Origin of the sequence: Protofrankia sp. CiT1 (assembly GCF_917627335.1) — a bacterium.
Taxonomy (GTDB): Bacteria; Actinomycetota; Actinomycetes; order Frankiales; family Frankiaceae; genus Protofrankia.
In genome coordinates, this window is the sequence record NZ_CAKJTP010000164.1 from 1 (window position 1) to 1,181 (window position 1,181).

Below are 1,181 nucleotides of genomic sequence, written 5' to 3' on the forward strand. Positions count from 1 at the left end.
GTGCCTGGGCCGTCCGCGGCCGCGGGCGGAACGGGGGCGTCCGCGCCAGCCACGGAGGCCGCCGCGGTGAACAGCGCCAGCAGCTCAGGGGATGGCGGCAGCGGCCGTGATATCGCCTCTCCCTGAAGAATGTCGCAACCGAGCTCCATCAGCATCCGCAGGGCGCGGGCGTCCTCGACGCCCTCGCCGACGACCCGCAGGCCCAAGCGGTGTCCCAGGTCCAGGACCGCACAGACGATCGCGGCGTCGGGCAGGCTCCCATGCGCGCCGGAGACGAACCCCCGGTCGATCTTCACCTCGTCGAACGGCAGCGCCTTGAGGATCTCCATCGAGCTGTACCCTGTTCCGAAGTCATCCAGCGACAGCTTCACTCCGCGGGTACGCAGCTCCCGCAGCATCGCCGCGGCCCGCGCAGGCTGGGTGACCAGCGCACTCTCCGTGATCTCCAGTGTCAGGACGTCGGCCGGCAGGCCATACGCGGACAACGTCTGCGAAACCAGGCTGGGGAGATCGTCGCGGACGAGCATCCGCGCCGAGAGGTTCACCGACACCGGTACGTGGCGACCGGCCAAGGCCCAGTCGGCACACTGGCGCAGCGCCTCGTTCAGTACCCATTCGGTCACATCAATGATCAAAGTGGACCGTTCCGCCATGGGCAGGAACGCCTCGGGTGCCAGCAGCCCGCGGTCCGGGTGCGCCCAGCGCAGGAGCGCCTCGACACCGGCGATGCGGCCGGTCCGCGCAGACCGCAGCGGCTGGTAGTGGAGGCGCAGCTCGCCACTGGCGACAGCGGCCCGCAACTGAGCGTGCATGGCCAGTTCCCACGGCCGGACGCCAGCCATACCCGGATCCCACACACCGACCCGTTCACCATCCCGTTTGGCCGCGTGCAGCGCCGCATCCGCGGCCGGTAGCAGCGCGTCAAGACTCGTTCCGTGCAGCGGGGCGGCCGCGACACCCGCGCTGGCCTCGACCTCGACCTCGACGCCGTCGATCCGGAACGGGCCAGCGATCTGGCTGATCACCATCCGGCCGATCGCACGCATCTGATCATGCGTGGCCGCGAGCTCAGCCGGCAGATCGGCCCCGTACATGACCACCGCGAACTCGTCACTGCCGATACGACCGGTGAACGCTGGATCCGCGGGTACGCCGCGTAGCTGCACCGCGATAGCCTGAAG

General features: G+C 69.8%; 1 protein-coding gene. It reads right to left on the reverse strand.

Features of this window, described 5'->3' with window-relative positions:
- The coding region (locus MJ785_RS18555; RefSeq protein WP_239382010.1) for a bifunctional diguanylate cyclase/phosphodiesterase at nt 1-1,181 on the reverse strand (1,181 nt) is incomplete at both ends.